Source organism: Thermoprotei archaeon, assembly GCA_038881895.1.
Taxonomy (GTDB): domain Archaea; phylum Thermoproteota; class Thermoprotei; order Gearchaeales; family WAQG01; genus JAVZOV01.
On the sequence record JAVZOV010000003.1, the window covers coordinates 256,916 to 283,049 of the forward strand.

24 protein-coding genes and 2 tRNA genes are annotated in these 26,134 nt (G+C 37.3%); 17 read left to right on the forward strand and 9 right to left on the reverse strand.

From position 1 onward, the window contains the following. Together QW128_06785 and QW128_06790 are read right to left on the reverse strand one after the other, a co-directional pair. Window positions 1-415, reverse strand: a 415-nt coding sequence (locus QW128_06785; GenBank protein ID MEM3833278.1) for a hypothetical protein, incomplete at its 3' end; no start/stop codon positions are given. Between the two features lie 371 nt (window positions 416-786). Continuing rightward, on the reverse strand, window positions 787-2,178 hold the full coding sequence (locus tag QW128_06790) for a TrpB-like pyridoxal phosphate-dependent enzyme (GenBank protein ID MEM3833279.1): 1,392 nt from the start codon (window positions 2,176-2,178) through the stop codon (window positions 787-789). Window positions 2,179-2,589: 411 nt separating this feature from the next. On the opposite strand from QW128_06790, the gene QW128_06795 reads away from it, so the two are divergent. From QW128_06795 to QW128_06845, 11 genes are all read left to right on the forward strand, one after another. Continuing rightward, window positions 2,590-2,859 (forward strand): preprotein translocase subunit SecE, encoded by a 270-nt coding sequence (locus QW128_06795; protein MEM3833280.1) that lies wholly within the window; start codon window positions 2,590-2,592, stop codon window positions 2,857-2,859. A 3-nt stretch (window positions 2,860-2,862) separates the two neighbouring features. Next, complete coding sequence (locus tag QW128_06800) at window positions 2,863-3,393, forward strand: transcription elongation factor Spt5 (protein MEM3833281.1); 531 nt, start codon at window positions 2,863-2,865, stop codon at window positions 3,391-3,393. Between the two features lie 20 nt (window positions 3,394-3,413). Then, a complete protein-coding gene (locus tag QW128_06805) occupies window positions 3,414-3,914 on the forward strand; it encodes a 50S ribosomal protein L11 (protein ID MEM3833282.1) in 501 nt (166 codons plus the stop codon). Beyond that, window positions 3,914-4,585 carry a 50S ribosomal protein L1 gene (locus QW128_06810; GenBank protein MEM3833283.1) on the forward strand — a complete coding sequence of 224 codons (672 nt, stop codon included), beginning with the start codon at window positions 3,914-3,916 and terminating at the stop codon, window positions 4,583-4,585. The genes QW128_06805 and QW128_06810 overlap by 1 nt, the downstream gene beginning before the upstream one ends. 21 nt (window positions 4,586-4,606) lie before the next feature. Continuing rightward, a complete protein-coding gene (locus QW128_06815) occupies window positions 4,607-5,464 on the forward strand; it encodes a 50S ribosomal protein L10 (GenBank protein MEM3833284.1) in 858 nt (285 codons plus the stop codon). 127 nt (window positions 5,465-5,591) lie between these two features. Continuing rightward, complete coding sequence (gene rpl12p, locus QW128_06820; GenBank protein MEM3833285.1) at window positions 5,592-5,918, forward strand: 50S ribosomal protein P1; 327 nt, start codon at window positions 5,592-5,594, stop codon at window positions 5,916-5,918. 105 nt (window positions 5,919-6,023) lie between these two features. Next, window positions 6,024-8,759: an alanine--tRNA ligase gene (gene alaS / locus QW128_06825; GenBank protein MEM3833286.1), complete on the forward strand. Its 2,736-nt coding sequence runs from the start codon at window positions 6,024-6,026 to the stop codon at window positions 8,757-8,759. Then, complete coding sequence (gene leuS / locus QW128_06830; GenBank protein MEM3833287.1) at window positions 8,752-11,658, forward strand: leucine--tRNA ligase; 2,907 nt, start codon at window positions 8,752-8,754, stop codon at window positions 11,656-11,658. Before alaS ends, leuS begins: the two co-directional genes overlap by 8 nt. A 63-nt stretch (window positions 11,659-11,721) precedes the next feature. After that, a tRNA-Arg gene (locus QW128_06835) sits at window positions 11,722-11,796 on the forward strand. Between the two features lie 72 nt (window positions 11,797-11,868). Beyond that, window positions 11,869-12,933: a MarR family transcriptional regulator gene (locus QW128_06840; GenBank protein MEM3833288.1), complete on the forward strand. Its 1,065-nt coding sequence runs from the start codon at window positions 11,869-11,871 to the stop codon at window positions 12,931-12,933. 27 nt (window positions 12,934-12,960) lie between these two features. Continuing rightward, window positions 12,961-13,719 (forward strand): serine protein kinase RIO, encoded by a 759-nt coding sequence (locus QW128_06845; protein MEM3833289.1) that lies wholly within the window; start codon window positions 12,961-12,963, stop codon window positions 13,717-13,719. Here the strand turns inward: QW128_06845 and QW128_06850 are convergent. The 7 genes from QW128_06850 to QW128_06880 all read right to left on the reverse strand — a co-directional run bounded on the left by QW128_06850 (window position 13,712) and on the right by QW128_06880 (window position 19,666). After that, entirely contained in the window at window positions 13,712-14,473 is a 762-nt protein-coding gene (locus QW128_06850) for a transposase (GenBank protein ID MEM3833290.1), read from the reverse strand. The genes QW128_06845 and QW128_06850 overlap by 8 nt on opposite strands. Before the next feature lie 98 nt (window positions 14,474-14,571). Further along, window positions 14,572-14,865, reverse strand: a complete 294-nt coding sequence (locus QW128_06855) for a hypothetical protein (protein ID MEM3833291.1) — start codon at window positions 14,863-14,865, stop codon at window positions 14,572-14,574. After that, on the reverse strand, window positions 14,832-15,017 hold the full coding sequence (locus QW128_06860; protein ID MEM3833292.1) for a helix-turn-helix domain-containing protein: 186 nt from the start codon (window positions 15,015-15,017) through the stop codon (window positions 14,832-14,834). Before QW128_06860 ends, QW128_06855 begins: the two co-directional genes overlap by 34 nt. Window positions 15,018-15,082: 65 nt before the next feature. Further along, complete coding sequence (locus QW128_06865) at window positions 15,083-15,391, reverse strand: translation initiation factor aIF-1A (protein ID MEM3833293.1); 309 nt, start codon at window positions 15,389-15,391, stop codon at window positions 15,083-15,085. Window positions 15,392-15,735: 344 nt separating this feature from the next. Continuing rightward, the gene (locus QW128_06870; protein MEM3833294.1) at window positions 15,736-16,479 is read right to left on the reverse strand and encodes an NMD3-related protein; all 744 of its coding nucleotides are present in this window, start codon (window positions 16,477-16,479) and stop codon (window positions 15,736-15,738) included. Between the two features lie 270 nt (window positions 16,480-16,749). Beyond that, entirely contained in the window at window positions 16,750-18,045 is a 1,296-nt protein-coding gene (locus tag QW128_06875; protein MEM3833295.1) for an AMP-binding protein, read from the reverse strand. Between the two features lie 43 nt (window positions 18,046-18,088). Continuing rightward, a complete protein-coding gene (locus tag QW128_06880; protein MEM3833296.1) occupies window positions 18,089-19,666 on the reverse strand; it encodes an ATPase, T2SS/T4P/T4SS family in 1,578 nt (525 codons plus the stop codon). Window positions 19,667-20,255: 589 nt separating this feature from the next. On the opposite strand from QW128_06880, the gene QW128_06885 reads away from it, so the two are divergent. From QW128_06885 to QW128_06910, 6 genes are all read left to right on the forward strand, one after another. After that, window positions 20,256-21,521, forward strand: a complete 1,266-nt coding sequence (locus QW128_06885; GenBank protein MEM3833297.1) for an ABC transporter substrate-binding protein — start codon at window positions 20,256-20,258, stop codon at window positions 21,519-21,521. 32 nt (window positions 21,522-21,553) lie between these two features. Further along, window positions 21,554-22,357 (forward strand): ABC transporter ATP-binding protein, encoded by an 804-nt coding sequence (locus QW128_06890; protein ID MEM3833298.1) that lies wholly within the window; start codon window positions 21,554-21,556, stop codon window positions 22,355-22,357. Window positions 22,358-22,359: 2 nt separating this feature from the next. Then, on the forward strand, window positions 22,360-23,064 hold the full coding sequence (locus QW128_06895) for an ABC transporter ATP-binding protein (GenBank protein ID MEM3833299.1): 705 nt from the start codon (window positions 22,360-22,362) through the stop codon (window positions 23,062-23,064). A gap of 6 nt (window positions 23,065-23,070) precedes the next feature. Beyond that, on the forward strand, window positions 23,071-23,985 hold the full coding sequence (locus QW128_06900; protein ID MEM3833300.1) for a branched-chain amino acid ABC transporter permease: 915 nt from the start codon (window positions 23,071-23,073) through the stop codon (window positions 23,983-23,985). Further along, window positions 23,982-24,995, forward strand: a complete 1,014-nt coding sequence (locus QW128_06905; protein ID MEM3833301.1) for a branched-chain amino acid ABC transporter permease — start codon at window positions 23,982-23,984, stop codon at window positions 24,993-24,995. Before QW128_06900 ends, QW128_06905 begins: the two co-directional genes overlap by 4 nt. Before the next feature lie 834 nt (window positions 24,996-25,829). After that, window positions 25,830-25,902 (forward strand) — tRNA-Thr (locus QW128_06910). Window positions 25,903-26,134: the final 232 nt, after the last annotated feature.

The window sequence follows — 26,134 nt, forward strand, 5'->3', positions numbered from 1 at the left end:
TAAGTTTAGCGATCTCTTCGTCATGCCTTTTGAATCCCTCTATCATGTCTTGTCTAAGCTTGGCAATTTCTTCGTCGTGTCTTTTGAATCCCTCTATCATGTCTTGTCTAAGTTTAGCGATCTCTTCGTCATGCCTTTTGAATCCCTCTATCATGTCTTGTCTAAGCTTGGCAATTTCTTCGTCGTGTCTTTTGAATCCCTCTATCATGTCTTGTCTAAGTTTAGCGATCTCTTCGTCGTGTCTTTTGAAGCGTTTGTTCATATCTCGTCTTAATCTTATGAGCTCTTTATCATGTTTATCTAACCTCTTTAGTATCTCATGTAAACCTATTAAGCCTGCTACTGCATATCTGAATTCCTTATCCTTTTCTAATGTTTCAATGAGTTTTTTTCTTTCTTCAATCGATAAAACCATTCACTATCACCAAAAATAATTATAAAATCCGCATATAAAGTTATGGATAAAGTTTAATGCTCTGTCAATTATAAAAGCTTTGATAAAAAATACTTTCGTTTGGAGGTGAAAGGACAGTCAAGCTTATATTGAGAAGATTAAGATTGTTAATCCTAAGGATCAAGAAAAACGTGCTACAAGGAGAATAAGATTCTTACTGATACAGCATCTCTATTGCTTGTCTATCCGATTAGAGGTTTATCTATCAGTGCTCTCAACCAATGTGAACTTTGCTTTCACCCTTAATGGCAGCCACGTTTCTCTTAGCTGTCGACAAATATAAGGGAAAAACAAGAAATTTAGTTTGTTGACAATTTATCCCTAAGCTTTAGTTAAGGGCTGTTTTCACTGAATTTTGGCAAATAGGAAAGATCTATATCTTCTGGTTCATAATCGATAAGTTTTCCTGCTAAATAATCATCGTAAGCTGATAGGTCTAGTAATCCATGTCCACTCATATTAAATAATATTGTAGGACTTTCACCTTTTCTTGTTGTCTCTTTTGCTATATCTAATACAGCCTTTATTGCATGTGCGCTTTCTGGTGCAGGGACTAAACCTTCTGATTTAGCAAATAATACAGCGGCATTAAAAACTTCAGTTTGATGATAGGCTATAGCTTTAACGTATCCGAGCTCAGCGAGTAGGCATAATGATGGTGCTTTCCCGTGATATCTAAGCCCACCTGCATGTATTGGTGGTGTCCTAAATTTATGTCCTACAGTATGCATTTTTATGAGCGGTGTTAAGCCTGCGGTGTCTCCATAATCGTATGTATAAATACCTCTTGTTATGCTAGGAATTGCTTTTGGCTCAACTGCTATGAAAATTGTATCACTTTTACCTTTAAGCTTACGTTCCATAAATGGATAAGCTAATCCACTGTAACTACTTCCACCACCTATAGCACCAATTACATAATCGGGATATTCTCCTAAATATTCCATTTGTTTTAATACTTCTAATCCAATAACTGTCTGATGCAGTAATACATGATTTAATACTGAACCCAAACTATACTTAGCCATTCCATCACTTTTTATCACGGTCTCTATTGATTCACTAATGGCTATCCCTAATGATCCTGGGTGATCTGGCTCGGTGGCTAAAAGTTTACGTCCAAAATCTGTTTGATTACTTGGACTAGGGAATACTTCAGCTCCATAAAGTTGCATGAGAATTCTTCTATATGGTTTTTGAGTATAGCTACTCCGTGTCATGTATACTCTTATTCTTATGTCAAATAACGATCCTGCCAATGATAATGCAGAACCCCACTGCCCAGCACCAGTTTCCGTAACAAGCTTATGCACGTTTTCTTTTGATGCATAATATGCTTGTGCAGCGGCAGTATTTAATTTATGACTACCTGCAGGCAACGCACCCTCAAATTTATAGTATATTTTAGCAGTTGTACCTATAGCCTCCTCAAAACGTTTTGCTCGCAGCAATGGTGTTGGTCTACCTACTTCATAATAAATTTTTAAAAGATCTTCAGGTATTGGTATATAATGTTCATTGCTGAATTCTTGCCTAACAACCTCTTTAGTAAACAATATTTCAAACATTTCAGGTTTTACTATCTCTCCATTTGGTAATCTTGGAGGTGGTAATGGTCTCGGTAAATCAGGAATTATGTTGTAGAAATTCGTGGGGACAATTTCTTGAGTTTGTATTGATCTTAGTAGTAGATTATAAGATTTTCTAAGAGGGGTTAAATCCATTGGCGCATATCAAACCCCACCACGAACTAATCTTATCAATCACACCTATATAAACATTGACTAATGATGAGCTAAACAACGTTTATATACCAAAGTACACATTATGAGAGCTTTATCATATGCTTTAATACTCTTCCTTTTAATCTCCTTAACATTACTCCATTAGCGCTTTTTAAAGAAGTTAGAACTTCATTATTTTCTTAGCTCTCATAATCTCTTACAAGGTTTCTTGCTTTAACGGTGATGATAGATTAAGTAACACACTCATTGTTTCTAAGGTGGAATGTGATGAAGTGAGGGCCTAAAAGGACAAATGGACAACTAACCAATGAGTATCTTAGAATGATGTAATTAAGGTACTATGAGCCATAAATTTATATAATTGGTTTTTAAGTATTTCTTGAAATAGATATGGGATTAAAGGATATAATAAACTCTGCAAGGAATATTTTATCGGTTACTGTAAAGCCTACTTGGGATGAGTTTAGTCTTTTGTTTAAGATAGTTTTAGTTGGATTAGTGATTGTTGGCCTATATTCTTTTGCGGTTCAGTTAACTGCCCTAGCTTTTGTGAACTTCAGACTTTATTCTTCACCGTATGTCATATGGGGTTTAACAGGTTTTATTGTCATAGTATATTTCATTGTATACTATAGAGGTAGAAAATCCGGATGGTGGTAATACATGTCAAATGAGCAAAAACAAGATGACAATAAAAGTCAAACAACTCAGGAAACCAAACCAATAATTTCTACTAGATTATTTGCGATAAAAGTATCAACAGGACAAGAGCTAGGAACAGCTTTCACAGCAGACCTTAGATATTCAAAATCACAAGAATTACAATCGAGTAGTGTTGCATCAGTGTTAGTGTTAAAAGAGGTTCGTTCGTATGTATTTGTTGAGGCTAATAATTCGTTTGATGCTGGTAGAATGTTTTATGGATTACGGCATGTAAAAGTAGGTGCACCAACACTCATACCTTATCAGGAAATAGAAACACTCTTGCAAACAAAGATTGCTGCCAGTTCTATAGAACCAAACTATATAGTAGAAATTATCGCAGGACCGTTTAAAGGAATGAAAGCTAAAGTTGTTAGCGTTGATAAAACAAAGAATGAAGTAACCGTGACACTTATAGAGAAAGATATTTCGTTTGCATTCCCTCTCACCATGTCCGCTGAATCCGTTAAAATAATAAGCAAGGGTAAGTAATCATAAAGAGGTTAGAGAGTATGGCAAATGAGAAGACTTTAAAATTCATAATAGATGGTGGAAAAGCTACAGGCGGTCCACCCATAGGACCAGCCTTAGGACCTTTAGGAGTTGATGTGATGGATGTAGTAAATACAATAAACAATTTGACAAAAGAATTTGGAGGAATGAAAGTTCCAGTTGAAGTAACCGTAAATTTAGATACAAAAGAGTTTAAAGTATCAGTAGGAATACCGACAACAGCGGCATTATTACTAAAAGAGCTTAAAGCAGAGAAAGGTGCAGAATCCCCAGCAAAAAACATTGGAAACTTATCAATAGAACAGGTGATCAAAATTGCAAAAATAAAAATACCAGATATGCTTTCAAAACACCTGAAATCCGCCACTAAAGAAGTATTAGGGACATGCTTAAGTCTTGGCATTAAAGTAGAAAATCAAGACCCCAGAGAAGTCATTAAGATGGTTAATGCTGGTAAATTTGATGATTTAATAAAAAAATATGAAGCTGGTGAGGGTTAATGTCATTTGTAAAGAATGAAACATTGATAAAAAACATCAAAGATATGAATAGTAAACTCACAAAAAGAAATTTTAAGCAATCCATAGAATTAATCATCAACCTAAGAGACGTTGACTTAAAAAAACCAGAGAACAGAATTAGAGAAACAGTACTCTTACCACATGAGATACCCGGTAGAAAAGTAAAAATATTCATCGCAGCTGAACGTGATGTAGCTATAAAAGCACGTGATGCAGGAGCAGATTTAGTATTAGGAAAAGCCGAATTAGAACAATTATCAGGAAACAAAAAAGAACTCAAAAAAATAGCACGCGAATACGACTTCTTCCTAGCACAACCTGACCTAATGCCAACAGTTGGCAGAGTATTAGGACAATACCTCGGGCCGAGAGGAAAAGCACCAGAAGTACTTCCACCAAATGCTAACATATCTGAAATAATATCGCGATTAAGAAAAAGTGTACGCATAAGACTAAAAGACCAACCAGTCATAGGAACAGTTATTGGTAAAGAAGGAATGCCAGATGAACAAATAGCAGAGAACATTAGAGCAGTACTAGCAGCATTAGAAAAAAAGTTTAAATTCCCACAAAACTTTAGGTCAATCTATATAAAAGGAACTATGAGTGAACCGGTAAAATTTTACATTAAAGAATTCGAAAAGAGGTGAGAAAACACGTCATCAGCAGTAATATTAACAACAGTTAAAGCCCGAGAAAAGAAAGCTAAAATAATCAATGAAATAAAAGAATACATCAAAAAATACAACATAATAGGAATAGGTGATCTAACCAACATAGGCTCTCATGAAATACAGCTTCTACGCTCAAAACTAAGAAAGAAAGCACTAATGAAAGTAACAAAAAACACACTATTCAGTATCGCATTTACACAAGCAAAATCACAAGAAGAATATGAAAAAATAAAACCATTCCTACAAAGTCAAAACGTCTTCATATTTACAGACATGAACCCATTCGAACTAAGCTTATTCCTAGAAAGAAACATGGTCTCAAGCGAAGCCAAACCAGGTGATATAGCACCAAATGATATAATAATACCAGCAGGAAACACTGGATTCACACCAGGACCAATACTAAGCAAATTCGGGAAATTAAAAATACCAACAAAAATCGAAGAAGGAGCAATAGTAGTAACCAAAGATACAGTAGTAGCAAAACGAGGCGAGCAAATCAGCAGTGATGCAGTAGAAATACTAAACAAGCTAGGAATAAAACCAATGTTAAAAGGCTTAACGTTAAAAGCAGTATACTTTGACGGATATATCATAACAAAAGAACAACTAAAACTTGACATAGAAAACACTAAGAAACAAATACAGGAAGGTTACATCACAGCACTTAACCTATCCATAAATAGTGCATATCCAACACATGAAACAATAACAGTACTCATTAACATAGCCCACACAAACGCACTTAATCTAGCAATAAATGCAACAATACTTACTAAAGAAACAATACCATTATTAATAGCAATCGCTAATACAAAAGCCAACACTCTCTTAAAACTAATACCAAGCTCATAAAAACATTCCCTCCTTCAACATTTTTAATACTTCCATTTTTAATTGAATAAATATTGTGATCACAAATCAATGCGAAGAATTTAAATTTAAGTATATTCTGGAAATATGTAGTTAGGGGGTGAATACTATCGAATACATATACGCGAGCCTCTTGTTACATTCAGCTAAAAAGGAGATTAACGAAGAAAACCTAAAAAATGTACTACAAGCTGCTGGTGCAAACATTGATGAAGTCAGAATAAAGGCTGTTGTGAGCGCCTTAAAAGAAGTAAATATTGATGAAGCTATAAAGGCTGCAGCACCAGTATATGCTGCACCTGTAGCAGCATCAGCAGCACCTGCAGCGGTCGAGACTGGAACAAAAGAAGAAAAGAAAGCTGAAAAGAAGGAGGAGAAGAAAGAGGAGGTATCCGAGGAGGCTATGGCCCAGGGATTGGAAGCACTCTTTGGATAAAGAATCTAAGAATAGCATTCAAAGAAATATACGACAACTATTTATTAATCTTTATTTACTTATATCGATTAAGTAGGTCAGTTATTAATATAGAAGGTGCAATGTATGGAGTTTAGTGTAAAAGAATACGAGATACCGTTTTTTAAAGAAATGGGTTTTGTTAGAAAAAAGTGTCCATCATGTGGAACATACTTTTGGACATTAGATAAGAATCGTAGAACATGCGGTGAAGCTCCATGTGATCCGTATACTTTTATAGGTAGAAAAAACTTTTCAAAAATCTACAATTTAAAAGAGATGCGTGATGCATTCTTAAAGTTTTTTAAATCGTATGGTCATAAAATCATTAAACCGTACTCTGTAATTGCGAGATGGCGTGATGACCTTTATTTAACAATAGCTAGTATAGCAGTCTTCCAGCCATTTGTAACCAACGGTAGCGTTCCTCCACCAGCCAATCCACTCGTAATATCACAACCATGCATCAGGTTACTTGATCTTGATCATGTAGGACCAACAGCTGGTAGACACCTATCAATATTTGAAATGGGAGGACACCATGCGTTTAATTATCCTGATAAGAAAATATACTGGAAAGATGAGACTGTAAGATTCTTTCATCAATTTGTCACCGAAGTACTCGGAATAGACCCAATGGAAATCACATACAAAGAAGGTGTTTGGGAAGGTGGTGGAAATGCCGGTCCAGACTTTGAAGCCATTTACAGAGGACTTGAAATGGCTACACTTGTTTTTATGCAATACAAAGTAACAGAGGATGGTCAATACATTGAGATTCCATTAAAAGTTGTTGATACTGGTTATGGTATAGAACGTTTCACATGGATGTCTCAAGGAACACCCAGCGCTTTTCACAGCATATACGAAGGCCTACTCACCAAATTACTTTCAAAAGCCAACATCAGCACAGACATAAACCTATTAGAAGAACACGCAAAAAACTCAGCACTATTACTAGGAAATAGGTACAGTCCAAAAGATGTAAAAATTATCGTTGCAAAAAAACTAGGTTTAAACATCGAAGAAACCGTTAACACTTTGACAAAAATCGAGTCAATATATGCCATTCTTGATCATTCAAAAGCATTATTATTCATGTTATCAGATGGACTAGTACCATCTAACAGTGGAGAAGGATACTTAGGAAGATTACTTGCTAGAAAAATATTAAGACACATCAGGTATCTAAACCTTGACATAACTTTAAGAGAATTACTTTCATGGCAAATGGATTATTGGCAATCACAATTTCCAAATGTTATCAGAAATAAAGATAAAGTGTTAGAAATGTCCGAAATTGAGGAGAAAAAGTACGAAGAGTCTATTTCAAAAGGCATTACTGAAGTAATAAAAACCATAAAAGAAATAAAGAAATCTAACACTTCATTAGAACTGAACGAACTAATAAAATTATACGACTCTCATGGAATACATCCAGACCTGGTCGCAGAAATAGCAAAGAAAGAAAACATAACAGTCGAAATACCAAACAACTTTTACTCAATAATCTCTTCAAAACACCTTAAACCTATACCAAAGATTTTAAAAGAACCAGACGTAAGCAAATTCCCTACAACAAAGGCATTATACTATGATGATCAATATTTACGCAACTTTAAAGCAAAAATAATAGGCATCATTGATAATGGGCTTATTCTTGATCAAACAGCGTTTTATCCTGAAGGTGGAGGGCAGATCTCCGACACAGGAATCATTAGAATAGGTGATGAACAAATAAAAATAGTAAGTGTCCAAAAGTATGGTCATGGAGTAATAGTACACTACACTGATAAGAAAGAAATCAATAAAAATCTGATTAACCAGGTAGTTGAGGGAACGATCGATTGGGATCGCAGACTAGCATTAATGCGTCATCATACATCAGTTCACATCATGATAGCCTCAGCGAGAAAAATATTAGGGGACCACGTTTGGCAAGCAGGCTCCTATGTTTCACCAGAGTATGCTAGATTAGATATAACACACTACAAAAGAATAACAAAAGAAGAAATAGAAAAAATAGAACAGTTAGCAAATAGTATTGTACTTTCTAATATAAAAGTAACCCCAAAATTCATCGACCGACAAAAAGCCGAGAAGAAGTACGGTTTCACATTATATCAAGGCGGAGTACTGCCTGGTAGTGTAATAAGAATAGTAAGTATAGGAAACTTTGATCACGAAGCAGATGGAGGAACACACATCAAAAGAACCGGCGAACTAGGACTGATAAAGATCATTAAAGTAGATAAGATCCAAGACGGCGTTGAACGATTAATTTTCGTGGCTGGTAAAGAAGCATTAAACAAATTCCGAGAACTTGAAAACACAATTAAAAACATATCATCACAGTTAGAGACAAGCGAGGATAAAGTACTAGAAAGTATAACAAACATAATGAATGAACTAAAGAACAATAGATCAGAAATAGATAGGCTACGATCAATATATGCAGAAACAGTCACTAATAACTTATTAAACAATGCAGAGACAATAGGCAAGATAAAATTCATCAGCTTCATAAACCAAAAATTATCAACAGACGACATAATATCAATAGGCAACGAAATTGTAAAGAAAGATGCCAGCGCGGTCGCAGTCTTGATAACTGGGATCCAAAAAATAAGCGTAGTAGTTATTGTAGGAAAAAACGCAGCAAACCTAGGCATCAATGCTGGAGAACTAGCAAAACTCATTGGAAAACATATTAAAGGAGGTGGAGGAGGAAAAACAGAACTAGGCCAAGCAGGTGGAACGGAATTCAAAAATATTGATCAAGCCTTAAATAATGTAAGGGAGGTATTAAAGAAATATGTCTGAGAAATACGATTTTCGAATAATAGAGGAAAAATGGTTAAAAAGTTGGGAGAAAGATAAAATCTTCGAACCAGAACCTGATAACAGAAAGAAATTCTTAATAACGTTCCCGTTTCCCTACATGAGTGGCCCATTACACGCTGGACATCTGTACACATCAATAAGAGCCGATGCATACGCTAGATACAAACGAATGAGAGGCTATAATGTGTTATATCCATGGGCATGGCATTGGACAGGAGAACCCATAGCTGGTATAGTGAAAAGAATTATAGCAAAAGACCCAGCAATGATTCATGTAGTGCTTAATATTGATAAAGTATCTCCCGAGGAAATACAGAAATTCACAGATCCTGTCTATGTTGCACGTTATTATACAGAGAGAGGTAAAAAAGATCTTCAAAGACTTGGACTAAGCATAGATTGGAGAAGAGAATTCACGACAACATCCTACAACATAGGATTCAGTAAATTTGTGGAATGGCAATTCAGAAAATTAAAATCAATGGACTACATAACAATAGCAAGCCATCCAGTCGTCTGGTGTCCCCGTGATCAAAGCCCGACAGGTGATCATGATAGATTAGAAGGAGAAGGTGTAGCACCTGAAAAATACTACCTCATGAAATTCAAACTATCAGAGAACACATATCTAGTAGCCGCAACATTTAGGCCTGAAACAATCTTCGGTGTCACAAACATTTGGATCAACCCTGATGCATCTTATACACTCTGTAAAGTTAATAATGAACATTGGATAGTAAGCAAAGAAACTTTACAAAAACTTATAGAACAGAACATGACAGTTGAAGAAATAAAAGAGTTTAGAGGAAAAGAACTTATAGGAAAAATAGTAGAAGAACCAATCAATCATAGAAAAATTTACATACTTCCAGCATCGTTCGTAGACTCATGGCTTGGAACAGGAGTTGTTTACAGTGTACCAGCACACGCACCATGGGATTGGCTTGCGCTCAAAGACCTTAAGATGAAAAAAGAAGTATTGAAAGATTATAATACAGATCCAAGTATACTAGATAACATAAACCCAATCTCAATAATTCGCATAGAAAACTTCGGAGAATACCCAGCAATAGAAATAGTCGACAAAATGGGAATAAAAGATCAACTAGATCAACGCGCTGAAGAGGCCACAAGAATAATTTACAGGGAAGAATTCCATAAAGGAATAATGAAAGAGAATTGTGGGAAATACGCAGGCTTATCCGTAAAAGATGCAAAAGAAAAAGTAGTAAACGATCTGAGCACACAGAAAATAATCGATTACCTCTATGACTTACCAGAACCTGTAGTATGTAGATGCGGAACCAGGTGCATAGTAAAGATCCTCAATGACCAATGGTTCTTAAAATACTCTGATAACGAATGGAAAGCAAAAGCAAGAGAGTGCGTTGAATCAATGAACTTTTATCCAGAAGAAGCACGAAATTGGTTACTCAACACAATAAACTGGCTCGAAGACAAAGCATGTGCACGACGTTCAGGATTAGGCACACCATTACCATGGGCTAAAGACTGGATCATAGAACCACTGAGCGACTCAACAATTTACATGGTATTTTACATGATAAGCAAATACATTAACATGGGAACACTAGATCCCAACAAACTTAACGATGAATTCTTTGATTACGTAATCTTAGAAAAAGGAAACATCGAAAACACATCAAAAATAACAGGAATAGACATCAGTATTATTAATCAAATAAGAAAAGACATACTATATTGGTATCCAGTAGATCTGAGAGTATCAGGCAAAGACTTACTTTCAAACCACTTAGCATTTTTCATATTTCATCATGTAGCAATATTTGATAAAAGCATGTGGCCTCGCGGAATTGCCGCGAACGGTTTTGTAACAATAAATGGGCAAAGACTCTCGAAATCCAAAGGCATTATAGTCACAATCTCAGAAGCAGTAGAAAAATACGGAAGCGATACCACAAGGCTCTTCATGTTAAGTGCAGCAGAAGACCTTGATGATCCAACATGGTCAGATAAAGGGGCAAAAGAAACGCTAGAAAACATAGAAAAACTTTACGCAACAATACTCAGTATTATAAATAACATCAAAAACGACACAACCACTAGTACTGAACAAATAAACACGATAGATAAATGGCTACTCAACACACTTCAAAAAAGAATAATACAAATAACAGAATACATGGAGAACTTTAAACTGAGAAGTGCAGCAGTCACCTCTATATACGAAATGTGGAACGATTTAAAATGGTATTTAAAAAGAACAGACAAACCAAAGAAAGACATATTAAAGAGATTCGTTGAAACATGGATACGCCTGATGGCACCATTCACACCATTCATAGCAGAAGAATTATGGGAAAAATTAGGAAACAACAAATATGTAAGTCTTACACAATGGCCGGAAGCAGACTACTCACTAATCGATGAAATGAGCGAAGCAATAGAAGAACAAATAAAAATAATAACACAAGACATAAAAGCAATACTTACACAATACACAACAAACATTTCAAAGATTTACGTCTACCTACCAGCAAAGTGGAAATACCAGATTGCGACATTAATAGGTGAAAAATTAGCAATAAAATCAGACCCCAGAACATTAATAAAAGAACTCATGAAAAACCCAGAATATAAACAAAAGAGTCCTGCAGTGATATCATTCATAAACAAATTCATAGACATCTACTGGGCACTCAGCGAACTTCATAAGAAAATGGTACCAAAAGCAGAGATAATCGATGAAAAAGCATTAGAATCAATGAAAAAACTTGTGAAAGAAGAATTCAATGCAGAACTTATAATAGACTATGAAGAAAACCAAAACCTATACGATCCAACTAAAAAATCACCCAGATCACTACCATTCAAACCAGCAATCTACATTGAGTAAACAAAAAACATAATGTCTATAACTCAAAAAAGCTTAAAAATAAACTCGTTTCATAATATATCAGGGCCTGTAGCGCAGCATGGACAGCGCGGCGGCCTTCTAAGCCGTAGGTCGCGGGTTCAAATCCCGCCAGGCCCGCTATCATAACTCTAAACCTTTGTAGAAATACAGAATAAACTTATATGAATGCTACAATGAATATTGTTTAGAATGTTCAAGATTGTGTTCATAATCCCTACAGATCTACAACCCAAATTTGAAGGAATAAAGGAATTAATAAAACACAAAATTAATAGGGCAGACGTGGAAATGGACTTTATTCTTCAAGGTAACGAAAAGCTTAACGAAAAGCCAGATCTAATAGCAATAATAGGCGGTGACAGAGAATTCCTTAAATGCGTTCAATCAATAAAATTTGTCGACACACCTATCATAGGTTTATGCGATATTAGTACCCCAAGCTTTTATTGCGAAAGCAGCATCGAAATATTTAACAAAATATTACCTAGAATCATTAACAAAGATTATACACTAGAGAAAGCAATAAGATTACTAGTAAGAATAGATGGCAAACCAGCACCACCAGCACTCAATGATGTGTGCATATTTCCTGCTCGCAGCGCTACATTAATGGAATACACATTCTCAGTTAATGGTAATGTATTATTTAGGGATTATTCAGACGGTGTAATAGTGGCAACGCCAATGGGTTCATCAGCCTATGCCATGTCCGCAGGAGGTCCTTTAATATTGTCAGGTTCAGAAGTCCTAGTTGTCGTTTCTGTAAATTCCATGGATGCTGCAAGACGCCCGCTAGTAATACCCGCCAACTCTTTCATAGAAATCTATGACATGAGCAGCAGATACGAAAGAGAAGTTATAATTGATGGTATTTATCGAGAAAAAGTTATGGACAAAGTCGAAATAGAAGCAGGTTTACCAATAAGCATAGTTAGACTAAAATTAATACCTGAAAGATTAAAAACCATTAGAGAAATCCGCAAGATCGAAAAATTAATGAAAATACCTCCAAGCGCACGATTAATACTTAAAAGCATAGAATATGAAGGGCCCCTATCACAAATGGATATTGTGAAAAAGACAGGATTATCACCGCGCACAGTAAGACATGCACTATCAATACTCCTTAGACGTGGTATGGTTTCAAAAAAACCTGATGTAAGAGACCTCAGAAGAAGCATCTATTACATTATAACTAAAGAAAAGGAACATAAATTTAATGAACAACGACGACCCACACAACCGATACTATAATATAGTACACGACAATAAATATTAATAATGATACCTACAAAAATTAAAAAAGAAAATAAAAAACATAAAGTAGACTCAGAATTTTTTGAGACACTAGAAGAAGTATTTGACGGATCAACAGTAATGGCAGCATACGACTTGATCAGAAGAAAAATTATAGATCATTTCAACGGAGCTGTAGCATCAGGCAAGGAATCTAGAATATATTGGGCAATCTCATCAGAAAACAAGGAACTAGCCGTAAAAATATATCTCACCACATCAGCAGAATTTAGAAAAGGTATTAGAAAATATCTTGATGAAGAAATGATGAAAAGTTATAGAAAAGGTTACCGCTGGGTAATATACGAATGGTGCAAACGTGAATACTCAAACCTAAAAAAAGCATACAGTGCAGGTGTTAGAGTACCACAACCTATAGCATACTACAAAAACTTACTCGTAATGGAATTCATAGGATCACAAGGAAGACCAGCACCACTAATCAAAGACATACCACCCAGCGATCCAGACAAATCATACAAAATAATCATAAATTATATAGAAAAACTGTACACAATAGCAAAAATAGTTCACTCCGACCTTTCTGAATTTAATATAATGAACTTCAATGATGACTTAGTAATAATCGACCTAGGACAAGGCGTACAAAACACACACCCAATGGCTGAAGAATACCTCCTGCGAGACATAACTAACATTACCAGATACTTCAAATTTCTAGGAGCAAAAGTCGAAGATCCTTGGAACGTGTTTAACAAAATAGTAGGGTTCTGGGTTAAGTAGGAATGCATAGTGAATTGTTGCTTTTATTCCTACTTAACCCTTCCCTCTCGATTAATTCGTTGAGGGCTCTTTGGGAGAACCCAATTCCCCGCATCTGAAGGTTCAACACCGCTACAACATCCCTATCCATCGTTAACCCGCATTCTTCGCACTTCATTATCCTGCCCAGATAGGAAGCCATACTTCCAGAGCAGGCTGGGCAAGTTTTAGATGAGTTGGCTGGGCTAACGTACTTTACTGGTAGGTTAAGCCATTTAAGCTTGTATTCAAGCATAAACTGGAATGTTCTTGCGTTCCACTTTGAGAGCTTTCTGTTATTTTTCCTTGAGCCGTTAAGAATTCGCCCCTTTACACCTTTCAGGTTTTCAAGTATTGCTCCGCAGTTCTTCTCCTTGAGCTCCCTCGCAATCTGCGTGGTTAACTTATGCATGAAGTCCTTGGCTCTATTCCCCTCACGTCTAGAGTACTTCTCTAATAGTCTCTTTGATGTATTGGGCTTAATCTTAGATAACTTTTGTATCCTCTGTCTTTTAACCTCATAGACTCTATGAATGTGGTAAAGCCCCCTCAAGTCATAGCGCTTAACCTCACCATCTATGAAAGCTGTTATGTTCGTCAGGTTCACATCGAAGGAAGCCCACTTATCAGCCTTGGGCTCAACCCTCTTCTTAACCGTAATTATCAACTCACTTTCAGTCATAAGTAGTCCACCGACTTTATCAAAGTCTCTTGGAATCCACGAACACTTACTCAAGTCAACCTCAAGATAACGTTTGTTCGGTTCAATGCTTACCTTCAGTATGCTATCTCTGAAGCTGAAAAGCGTGCTCTTGATGTAAACGGTTTTTTTAGTTATCTCAGGCTTACCTTCGCCCTCCCCCTATTATATAATGTTATCCAGCCTTTAACAAGCCCTATGACAGAGTTCATTGCTGAATCAACGTAATGCTTTGAGTATTTCCACTCCCGTAGCAGTTCATCCCTAAGCTCTCTCCTATCCTCAGCTTTCAAGTTAAGGTGAGCCTTCTCGGAAATTTTAACGTGTGAGAATATTGCATCTAAAGCCTTCTGCTTAACTTTGAAGTATTCTTCGATTAAATCTTTTGGAGCCTCTACTGGGATCCTGTAGCTTTTAACTGCCTCCATAATCTCTCAACTTCGCTCCTCGGGTAGCGGAGCTTGCCAGTTGGGAGTTTAACTGCTCTAATAATGCCCCTCTTCTGCCACTTCCAGAGCGTTTTAACTGAGATACCGAACTTCTTTGCGACATCTTTTGGTCTAAGTAGTTCTTCTTCCATCAAAGAGTTAATAGAGTTAAACAAATATTTAAACCTATCTATTCCAAAACTGTTGACCACGGCTACTAACTAGGCTTAATATTCTTAATATAACCCTGTTCAACTAACTTTCTAACCTCATCCTTAGTATAATAATGAACTATATCACCACGAGTCTTAGGCTGAAAATCCCAAGGCGCAACTAACACATAATCACCCTCTCTAATCCAAACCTTCTTCTTAAACCTACCAGGTATACGACATACCCGTATTTCTAAATCATCACACTTCACCTTAACTCTATCATAACCAAGCAACTGAACAACAATACCTACAACCTCTCCCTCCGCAGGCACCCGCAACTCCTCACTAGACGACCCATCATTCGCACTCATATTAACTATAATACAGAAACACACATATATTATTTACCTAAATCCAGCAAGAAATCTTAAGGTTTTAACTTGTCGGATGAATCGTCAATGAGCTTAAATACGAATTATTTTGAACTGTAATGAACATAACTCGTCTTCTAAAGAGTTCAATTACTGAAGAGGTCAGGAGTTTTTCCTGCCAAAGTAGGAGAATATCAAAGAAGAATCTAAAATCCACCAAGAGGTTTTATATTTTTTATTACGAGATAATTATTTTTATAGTTGTGTTGAACATTCAAGACATCAGAAAAACCTGTCAGAACAAAGGGGGAATCATGCATTATTTAAAAATTAGCAGATGTTACTTAATCTTCCGTGATTCTTAGTAAGATCGTGTGTCGTGCTATTCTCTTTCCTCCTTTTATTTTAACTAATTTTCTTGTTTCTGTTATGTTTCCGCCAAATTGTCTCTTGAGCTCTTTGGTCACTCTTACAGCCTCATTGTATGACGAAAAGTAGAAATCCACACCATTATCGACCTCTTTTTGGTCTATAAGCCTATAATCACGACCTGATTTGTATGCTTTTTCAAGCGACTTAGAAACCGTTAAATATAGTAAGTTCATCTCCTCTCTATCAATGTGACCGCGCACTTGTAGTACAGCTTCATAATTGCCAGAAATTTCATTCAAACACCTATCACATATTTTATGCTTTACATCAATGTACATGTAAATATCACGATTTATAACTACATTATAACCATGTAACTTTATCTTAACACGAGCATCGATTCTATTATTGCCAGCACGTTTTATAAAATCTTCTACATCACCATCAAACTCTACATCTATTATTGAATCTTCCGCATCTATTTTAATGTTGGACAATACCATAGATTTGAAATCATTTTTTAATAACAATATATTGCTAGAGCGCCTCCAGGAACCTTTATAAAGATGATCACCACATATTGGACAAACAGTAAAATGAACCCTCCTTTCTTTGAACGTAAGAATTTTTCTCTCATGGAGAAAACAATCTAGGCATATCCCCCTGTATATTAAAACTCCTTCACTCCTGCCACAAACAAGGCACTTTTCCTGCACATGATTTCTTACTAAACACAAAGATATAAACTTCATTAGTTATTAAAGATGAACATGCAATATATTATGTTTAAATTTGCTTGAAAGCTGTGATAATGTATCGATATCCAAACGTTTTAAACCATGAGTTCCCAATAAAGCCATCATTAGCACCTAGTACAAGATATTATTTCTTTTGACACTCTCATCGACTAAAGTCGGGAAGTTCTACTTCAGCTCCGTGCTTCATCATACCGAGTCAGAACTGAAGTTCTAGGCTTTCTTGTTAAATTATTTGTAAAGTTCTATAAAGTTAAGAACCTGGTCTTTAAATACAGTTTCACTTCTTAGATCTATAAACCTTTTCTCCTTTCTTCCGAGCCTAGGTATGGTTTCTTTTGGTACAATAAAAATTTGATCTGCAGAAATCCATGTATACGCGCGTAACCTTGACAAGACTTGGGATTTGATTTGATCCGTATCACCAAAATTAAGCTCTAAAAATACTAGCACTTTATCTACACCTACTTCATCTTTTAATACAACATACATATAATGATATATTTCTGGCATTCCCATAAGAGCCTCCTCAACAGCAAAAGGGCTAATCAAAGTACCTTTAATTTTAACCAACTCGTCCAGTCTATATTTAGGCGGCATAACACATACAAAAACAGATCCACATCCACAATCACTGCCAAGCACTACTGAACAATCTCTGCTACGAAATCTAATTGCCACAGTGCCTCTACGTGTAAGTGTCGTAAAGACAAGTTCTCCACGTTCACCAAAATCAAGATCCTCACCAGTATTAGGATCAATAACCTCGACAATAGTATGATCCTCAGGCCAGTGCACACCTCTACCGGCTTCACATTCAGCACCGCTGCCAGCTTCGGTAAGACCATAGCCTACTCTAACCTCAATATTCCACTCTCTTTCCAACCTCTGCCTCACACTCTTAGGAAATGGTTCTCCAAGTGCATATGCTCTTCTAAGTGAACTTTTTCTGGGGTCTTTACCAGTAATCGTCTCATAAGATTTAGCTAACTTTAACATATACTGCGGTATTCCTATCATCACAGTAGGTTTGAAAATTTCAATCAGCCTCACATGCTGTTCTGCAGAGGGTAATTTTCCAGCTGGTATTACAGTAGCGCCTATTTGAACTGCAGCCTCATGGATCATCGTACCTGCAAAGAATAATCCATAAGGTGTTATATTAAGTATTATATCACCTTTATGAATACCAGCAGTAAGTAAATTGCGTTTTTCTTGCTCTGTTTGTATTCTCACATCACTGTGAGTAAAACCGACTATAGTTGGTATTCCTGAAGTCCCGGACGTTATATGCCACTCAGCAATTTTCTTATCAACGATTGGCCCCCAATAATCTTTCACAAAATCTTCCTTAGAAGTAAAAGGTAATTTACGTAGATCGCTAAGAGACTTAATGTCATCAGGCGTTACACCAGATTTTTTGAATAATTCATGATAAAACGAACTTTTCTTATAAGCTAATCTTACGATCTCTCTAAGACGACGTTCTTGTAAAGATTTTAGATCATTTTTACTTAACGTTATCATAAATCTTCTATTATATATTAGAGATTCTGACTGAAAAGGATTACTATTCAAGCGGCATTAATTCTATTTGAATTCCTGTCTGCCTGCTAATTCTGTCAATCTTTTTCCTTGTCTTACCAATAACCATTGGCATGTACTCAGGAGGTATTTTAATGAGCATTTTGTTCTGACTATTACTCTCCAGAGTTATTTCATCATCAGGCATATAACGACCTAACACTCTTCTTACCTGCTTTTCAGCAACATGGTATTGTCTCGACACAGTCTTCTTTATTGGCACCACGAACGTTCTCTCACCAAATACATAAATTTCATACTCAGGTTCATCAGTTTCAGCGTTTCTGACAACAACCACTGGTCTTGCAAGGTCACTTTCAGTAAGTCCGTGGGGGACCTTTACAGCAGTCTCGAGAGTATAGACCTTCTCAACATCACCATTCTTTATAAAAACTACAGTATCAATAATGGATGGAATCATACCCAAATCAACTCTACTAATAAACCTTTGAACAGCATCTATAGGTGATGTAGCATGAACAACACCGACCATACCCACACCAGCTAACCTCAGATCCGTAAAAAGCTCAAAATCCTTAGTATCCCTCATCTCATCATAAATAGTATAGTCCGGCCTCGAGAGCAAAAGAACATCATGAAGCTCCTCAGAAGTAGCATAAGTTTTCGAAAGTTGCGTTATCTCAGGAGGAAGCTGCATATCCCTAGGAGACTCCACAGTTTTCACAATCTTACCCTTTTCATAGTAGAACTCAGCAAGAGCCTGAGCAAAAGTAGTCTTACCCATACCAGGAGCACCAGCAATAAGAATACCCTCAGCCCTCTTCTCAAACCTCTCAAGCAACCTCTTAGAAATTCGATAATCATTCAACCTCAACTTCCTCAAAGGTTTAACAATCGTGATCTCCATTCCATCACTTAGAGGTGGCTTTGTAGACACCACCCTATAGTGACCAACCTGGGCTATCAACGACCCAGACCTTGCAATCTCCTTTACAGATTCAGATGCAGACACCGAATATTCATGAATCTCCCTCAATAAAGCCTCCAATTCACCACGAGTAGTCGGCTCAGTATTTATATACTCAAGCCTCCACTCACCAGGTTTACCACGCTTAATCATAGGCGGAACACCCTCTTTAAGATGAACAGACATCACATCTTCCTCGAAAAATCTTGTAAACGAAGGTAAAACACTCTTATACGGAGCCTTAATCACATCTATTCCAACAGACTGAGCCATAGATACCAAAGTACTATCGTTCGTAATTATACCCAATCCCAAATCCTTAGCAACATTTATAAGAAAATGATTCTTATTCTCCTTAAAATCCTTGTAAGAAAGCCCTTTAGGCATATAATCAGTAAGCTCGACAGTAAAGAGCTCAGTATCCTTCGAAAAATTGTATAACTTCTCTAATATGATAGAATAGGAAATGGCCTCTTCAGGCGCATCTATAATCCTAAAGAAACCCAAATGCACGTACACCTTACCAGAAAACCGCCCACCTACACATAGCTCATTTATTCCCTCACCTGTCAACGAGGATAAATCCAACAAGTAATTCTTTTCTCCCAACATCATTTCTCCGAACCTATTCTTCATACACTAAAAGAGAAAAGACTATTTAAACATTATCTACAACCCAATGAAAATAATATCACTACTAACCTAAACATCCTCATCAATTCTTGAAATATTATAAAGCAAAAGCGCAAACGATTTCTCCATACTTCTTAATCCACCTGTAGGTCCCCCCTCACCAACCACAAAATACTCGTTTGGACTATTTAATCACCATGACCTAAACCACCCATTACAAATGGCAAATTGAGTGGAGGATCGTGAAACAATGAAAACGGTGCCACTACCAGCAATCGTCGGCCAAACCTCAGGTTTCTTTATCAGTCAATAGTCTCCAACAAAGCTTAAACATATCTCGCTGTATATGAGGCCTGCAACAACCTCTAGAAGTTTCAAAACGTCTGTTATATAAATTTCACGTAGGCTTTAACTATTAACCTAAAAGCTTAAGAAGCTGAGTCTTTAGAAGAAGTTTTCACACTTTTCCTGTGCTTAAAGAAAGAAAAATCAGTTAGCTGAAACTTTAAGCTGAGGAGATCAGCAAATTCCATAACCAAAATAGAAAGTTTTAAATACTTTGGTACTTAAATTCGAAAATGAGGTAATAATCTTGAGAAAGGAAATTTTAATAGCGTCTTTTATCATTGTTTTGATAATCGGAGCTGCACTTGGTTATGCTGTAACGATGCTTACGGTGCCGCCAGCTGTTACGGGGCCTACAGGTCTCAAGGGGGAAATATTGATTGGCGCTCCCTTAGCACTTACTGGAGCTTTTGGAAGTTTCGGCACAAGAGAGAAGTATGCAATAGAAATTGCCCAGAGTGACATAAATGACTTTGTTACTAAAGCGGGGATCCCTGTAAAGTTTACTTTTCTAATCGAGGACACTGAAACTAAACCTGATGTAGCACTTTCAAAGGTTCAAGCATTGGCAGCTAAGGGAGTTAAGGTGCTTGTAGGTGGATTAACGAGTGGAGAACTCAGAGGCATAAGTGCTTATGTAGACGCAAATAAAATAGTAACATTGTCCTCAGCTTCAACTGCTGATAGAGGGTCAATCGGAAAAGGTTTTGATGAAGGAAGCTATATAATCAGAACCCTTCCCTCATGTGAAGCTGAAGGAGTGGCTATGACCAAAGCCATTCTAAGTATGGGGTACAAGAAGATAGCAATAATTACGGCTAAGGTCACGTATTCAGAAGCGATAGAGAGAGCATTCATATCAGAATTCGAGAAGGCAGGAGGAAAGGTGGTATATAAAATCTCTTATGAGGAAGGGACAAAAACTTTCACCACAGAACTTTCGCTTTTGGAAGCTGAGATGACCAAGTATTCGAAAGACGAAATAGCCTTATTCGCTAACATGTGGGAGGATGTAGCTTTATTCCTCCAGCAGGCAGAAGGAAGGAAGAGTCCGTTACTTGAATACACGTGGTTCGGACCTGATACATATGCATATTCCACTGTTGTATTAAATGAAGCTGGAACTATAGCATCAAAGGTGAAATTGATCTCTGTGAACTTTGAAGCCCCAGTTACGGAACAATACTTAAAATTTGTCGAGGTATACAAAAACAAGGTAGGAGAAACACCAGACATATATGCAGTCGGAGCTTACGATAACGCTTGGATAGCAGCCCTCTCCATACTCGCCGCGGGTAAATATGATGGAGAGGCAATAAGATCAGTTGTACCATACGTAGCCAATCACTTTTATGGAGCATTGGGAAATCCTGCGCTATTGCCTAACGGCGACAGGGAAATCATGGATCAAGCGTTTTATGCGATTAAAATTGTTGCCGGAAAACCTGAGTGGGTAAGAGTGGCCCTCTACGAGTCAGCGACCGGAAAGCTGACATGGCTGGAACAAATTTAAATATTCCCTATTTTTTTTATTGAGGGAGCTTTATGAAGTTAGAATCAACTTCTTCACATGACCAGTTAAACAATTCTAATGATGACATCCTCGTGACAGATTCTGTTGTAAAGAAGTTCGGAGGATTGAGAGCGGTAGACGATGTGTCCATAAAGGTGAAGAAAAAATTGGTGTCCTTACTTGCAGGTCCTAATGGAAGTGGAAAAACAACGTTAATCAATGTTATATCCGGATATTATAAACCTGATTCAGGCAGGGTTTACTTTAAAGGTGAGGATATAACTGGGCTTCCAATGAACTTGATCTACAAACGTGGGCTTGTGAGAACCTTTCAGATACCTGCTCCATTCTCAAAAATGAGTGTGCTTGAGAACTTATTAGTCGCGTATAGAAATAATCCCGGTGAGAGTTTTTTTAAACACCTAAATAGGAGATACTGGTCAAATGTAGAGAAAGAGGCTATAGATGAGGCCCTCAAGATACTTCAAATGTTAGGTATGGAAGATGTTTGGGATAGAGAAGCTTGGTCGCTGGGCGCAGCTCAACTGAAGCTCCTTGAGATAGGAAGGGCTTTGATGTCAAAGGCTGAAGCGTTAATCTTAGACGAGCCAATAGCCGGTGTAAACCTGAAAGTAGCCCACGAAATATTTTCTCATTTGAATACTCTAAGAAATCAGCTTGGAATAACATTTCTAATTATAGAACATAGACTTGATGTTGCCTTAAAATACGTCGACCATGTATTTGTTATGTCTGAAGGAAAGATTATTTACGATGGTGATCCTAAAAACGTGGTTGAAGATAAAACTGTGAAAAAAATATATTTAGGTGAATGAAAATGCTGGAAGTAAATTCGCTGAACTCCGGCTATGGAAAATTGCATGTATTATATGATGTCAAAATAAATTGTAGGAAGGGGGAAATAGTAACAGTATTAGGACCAAATGGCTCTGGAAAGACCACCTTACTCAATAGTATATTTGGAGTTGCCGATGTATTCTCCGGTTCCATAAAACTGGACGGAGAGGAGTTGATTGGATTATCACCACATAAGATAGCTAATATGGGGATAGGATACGTTATGCAGTTACAAGGAATATTTGCAGGCTTAACCGTGGAAGAAAATTTGAAAATAGCAGCCAAAATGGCTAGAATCACGAACATTAATGAGGCCTTCTCCACCATTTTTGGATTCTTCCCCGATCTAAAGAAATTCTTAAAAAGAAGGGCTTTAACTCTAAGTGGAGGAGAAAGACAAATGCTAGCTATCTCAATATCCCTAATAAGGAAACCAAAATTACTCCTATTAGATGAGCCTACCAGCGGACTTTCCCCACTATACTCCAGCAATCTACTAAGGAGCATAGCTGAAATTAATAAAGAACTTGGATTGAGCATAGTGCTAGTGGAACAAAACGTGAAAAAAGCCCTTGAAATAGCTCATAAAACCTACCTACTTGTCAGCGGAAGAATCAACTTTGAGGGAACACCTTCTGAACTTACAGCTGAGGAAAAACTTATGAAGCTTTATCTCGGAGTGTGATTAAACTTGATAGAATTTGCGCCATTGATGGACGCTGTAACTTACTCATCCATTCTGTCACTTCTAGCCGTCGGAATTACTCTTCTCTATAAAACCACTAAAGTTCCAAACTTTGCGCACGCATCCCTAGCTACTTTAGGCGCTTACGTAACCTATAGCTTGACAAGACTTATAGGGATAAACCCTTATCTTAGTTTGCCTGCTTCCTTTGTTATGGGCGGTTTAGTAGCTTTATCCCTCTTCTTTGTAATCCTTGAACCTATGAGGAAACGAGGATCTTCAATAACCATGCTTATGATCGGCACTCTCGCTTTTGATGTTATAGTGTATGGAGTGCTAAATGCTTATGCAGATTACCTGCAAACTGCCTTAAAGATTCCTTCGAGAGTTGTCTCATTAATAAAGTTAGATTTTACGGTAATGGGCTTTCCTGGAGTTTTTATAACATCCATAGCTTTGCTTGCAGTAAGCGCGGCTGTTTTGCATTTTGTGCTTAATCGGACTTATCTAGGAATAGCCCTTAGAGCGTCGATGGAGAACCAGGTGCTCGCTGAGGTCATAGGTATAAATACAAGGTTCACCCTGATGGTATCATGGTTTATCGCTGGAGGGCTCGCAGGCCTCGGTGGAGCTCTTCTGCCACTCTGGACCCAAATAGATCCTGGAATCGGAATATTATTGATAGCTGCCATGTTCTGTGCCAGTATTCTCGGAGGACTTGAGGAAATTTATGGAGCCTTTTTAGGAGGTTTTTTGCTGGGGTTTGCAGAGTTACTTGGAACGCTGGGCCTGGCAAAAACCATAGGGGCATGGGTTGTCCCATATAGACCTGCAATACCATTAATCATTCTTTCCATAACGTTAATTGCCTTCCCCAGCGGTTTAGTAGAAATAGTTAGAAAAAGGAGAGTGGCGAAATGATTGTTGAAGCCGTCTCGCTCTTTTTGTTAGATCTGTTAGCCATATTTGCCATATATCTAATACTAAATTTGGGTTTGAACATTGAGTATGGCTTTACTGGAATCCCCAACTTCGGCACTGTTTTCTGGGTCGCTGCAGGAGCGTTCACTGTAGGGGCTTTATCGACCAATTTGGCCGCTTGGATGCTCGGTATAAACATATCTGGACTTAACATAATCACTGACAACATCATTATCGTTACAAAGGTAAATGAGTATATAGCGGCACAACCTCTCTACGGTATCATATTACTTATTATAATGTTAATTATGGCTGCGAGTGTGGGGGCCGTCTTAGGAATTATACTATCGCTTCCAACAGTCCGACTTAAAGCAGATTATCTGGCTATAACCTTCTTAGCCTTCGGAGAGATTCTCAATGTAATAGGAACAGCATATGAACCCCTTGTAGGAGGACCGCCCGGTGTAAATGTTCCAGACGTATGGGCTTGGGCTGGTGGTTGGAGATTTGTAGCCTCAACCCTAACAATAGCAATAATTGCAATTATCATCTTCATTTATTCCGAGTATCTAATTAAGACGCCATTTGGGAGAGTCTTAAGGTCAATAAGGGATAATGAAGTTGCAGCAGCAGCGCTTGGAAAAGACATAGCACGATACAAACTTACGGCGATGATTATAGGATCAATTATGATCAGCGTAGCAGGAGCACTCTTCGTTTTGTATTCGGGATCAGTCACTCCCACCTTTTTCAGATTTTACTGGACATTCCTACCGTGGCTGATGATTCTTCTTGGCGGTGTTGGAAATAGCTTAGGAGTAGCCGCTGGAACAGCCATGTTCTACACCGTGTATAAATTGATAATATACTACAAGTACGTGCTCATGGGTTTTATGCCATTCGACGTGGTTTGGCTAAACTACATTCTTTTAGGAATAGTGGTGGTTTTAGTACTTATATTCAGACCCCAAGGCTTAATCCCAGAAAAACCTAAGAGATACAAAACATAGCTGATTCCACCTCCACTAATAAGCACCAACACTCATGACCCTCCTATTTCCACCTTTAGCTTTACTTCTCCTGGGTTTTACCAAGAATAAAAAAATACCACAAAACCGACCGTTGTGGGATTCATGGACTTTCGTCCCTTCCCCCTCAACCTCATTGGGGGCTTTCTGGGTCAACGAAAAATCCCCTCATCCTGAGCATGTTTAGACGTGCCCATTCGGTGCCAATTTACCACCACATATCGGGCACGTTCATGCATTCTTTAATACACTAAACATCTATAAAAATCTATCTATTTGAGAGCTGCTGTCCGACCCTTACAGGTTCGCCATAGTATACACATCAACAGTCATCACCACAAGAAACCTCAAATCTGAAACCATTATTTATTCAGGTTATATTAAGATTAGGAAATAAAGCCCACACTCAACAATAAAACTTCTCAAAACATTTAGCCCATCAAACCACACCCCAACCCCTGCATAACCTTTCAGCCCTTTTAGAGAACGTATATCTATAACTGAACCTTTCCATAAGCCATCCGAAAATAAAAAGTAGACAGAAGCATGAATGTTAGGATGAGAAAAAAAAAGACCCATAGCTCAGTAAGTTTCAAATCCTTATGGATATTCTATAAACTCAACCTTCTTTTATAGATCAACAAAAACAAACTTATAAAAAGTTCAAAAAAGCTTATAAAGGAAAAAAGAAAAAATTAGTGAGCGCAGGATTATAGAATACCTATAAGGATTTGAAGCATGTTCTTCTTTAGCGTGGAGATCTTGCTCCTAAAAGACAGAAAGTTAAAATAATGATAATAATATTAAAAAATTGGTGCCCCGGTGGCCTAGCTGGCAGGGCGGCCGCCTCGTAAGCGGCAGGTCGCGGGTTCAAACCCCGCCCGGGGCTTTAAAATATTTTAAACACTTTTCAAACTAAAGTGATTAACAATTGGAAGTTCGTCATTTTATAAGATCACAATTGTCATGGAAGAGATTTTAGAGAATTTGTTTTTCGTTATAATTCGTTATAATCTTGTAGTAAGTATCTTCAATCCTAGTAGACATTTGAGGTTCTTATAGCTACTAACTCTACAGTCCCCTGCAGTATAGTTCAGGGATGAGAAGGTGTTTAAACGTCA

Bases quoted from the DNA above. Each gene is read 5' to 3' on its own strand.
- QW128_06790 (MEM3833279.1), bottom strand. From the start codon at position 2,178: ATGGATTTAACCCCTCTTAGAAAATCTTATAATCTACTACTAAGATCA.
- QW128_06795 (MEM3833280.1), top strand. From the start codon at position 2,590: ATGGGATTAAAGGATATAATAAACTCTGCAAGGAATATTTTATCGGTT.
- QW128_06800 (MEM3833281.1), top strand. From the start codon at position 2,863: ATGTCAAATGAGCAAAAACAAGATGACAATAAAAGTCAAACAACTCAG.
- QW128_06805 (MEM3833282.1), top strand. From the start codon at position 3,414: ATGGCAAATGAGAAGACTTTAAAATTCATAATAGATGGTGGAAAAGCT.
- QW128_06810 (MEM3833283.1), top strand. From the start codon at position 3,914: ATGTCATTTGTAAAGAATGAAACATTGATAAAAAACATCAAAGATATG.
- alaS (MEM3833286.1), top strand. From the start codon at position 6,024: ATGGAGTTTAGTGTAAAAGAATACGAGATACCGTTTTTTAAAGAAATG.
- leuS (MEM3833287.1), top strand. From the start codon at position 8,752: ATGTCTGAGAAATACGATTTTCGAATAATAGAGGAAAAATGGTTAAAA.
- QW128_06840 (MEM3833288.1), top strand. From the start codon at position 11,869: ATGTTCAAGATTGTGTTCATAATCCCTACAGATCTACAACCCAAATTT.
- QW128_06845 (MEM3833289.1), top strand. From the start codon at position 12,961: ATGATACCTACAAAAATTAAAAAAGAAAATAAAAAACATAAAGTAGAC.
- QW128_06855 (MEM3833291.1), bottom strand. From the start codon at position 14,865: ATGGAGGCAGTTAAAAGCTACAGGATCCCAGTAGAGGCTCCAAAAGAT.
- QW128_06860 (MEM3833292.1), bottom strand. From the start codon at position 15,017: ATGGAAGAAGAACTACTTAGACCAAAAGATGTCGCAAAGAAGTTCGGT.
- QW128_06865 (MEM3833293.1), bottom strand. From the start codon at position 15,391: ATGAGTGCGAATGATGGGTCGTCTAGTGAGGAGTTGCGGGTGCCTGCG.
- QW128_06875 (MEM3833295.1), bottom strand. From the start codon at position 18,045: ATGATAACGTTAAGTAAAAATGATCTAAAATCTTTACAAGAACGTCGT.
- QW128_06880 (MEM3833296.1), bottom strand. From the start codon at position 19,666: ATGAAGAATAGGTTCGGAGAAATGATGTTGGGAGAAAAGAATTACTTG.
- QW128_06890 (MEM3833298.1), top strand. From the start codon at position 21,554: ATGAAGTTAGAATCAACTTCTTCACATGACCAGTTAAACAATTCTAAT.
- QW128_06895 (MEM3833299.1), top strand. From the start codon at position 22,360: ATGCTGGAAGTAAATTCGCTGAACTCCGGCTATGGAAAATTGCATGTA.
- QW128_06905 (MEM3833301.1), top strand. From the start codon at position 23,982: ATGATTGTTGAAGCCGTCTCGCTCTTTTTGTTAGATCTGTTAGCCATA.